The sequence below is a fragment of the Chryseobacterium sp. SIMBA_038 genome, assembly GCF_046535115.1.
Lineage (GTDB): Bacteria > Bacteroidota > Bacteroidia > Flavobacteriales > Weeksellaceae > Chryseobacterium.
In genome coordinates, this window is record NZ_JAWRXH010000490.1 from 1 (window position 1) to 230 (window position 230).

Below are 230 nucleotides of genomic sequence, written 5' to 3' on the forward strand. Positions count from 1 at the left end.
CTTTAACGCATTCTGCAGGAGCAATTTCTTTGCATATTGCTTGGGATATTCCAAGTGATGTAGCAGCGATGAAGGAAAAAGCAGCGTCGCACGGACTTATTTTTGATGCGATGAATTCTAACACGTTGCAAGATCAGCCGGGAGCAAAAGCATCTTACAAATTCGGTTCTTTGAACGCTTTGAATGAAGATTCAAGAGCTTATGCGGTGGAACATAACAAATAAGTAATC

General features: G+C 40.9%; 1 pseudogene. It reads left to right on the forward strand.

From position 1 onward, the window contains the following. Positions 1 to 224, forward strand: a pseudogene (locus SB689_RS24380) (sugar isomerase); the annotation flags it as partial. Positions 225 to 230: the final 6 nt, after the last annotated feature.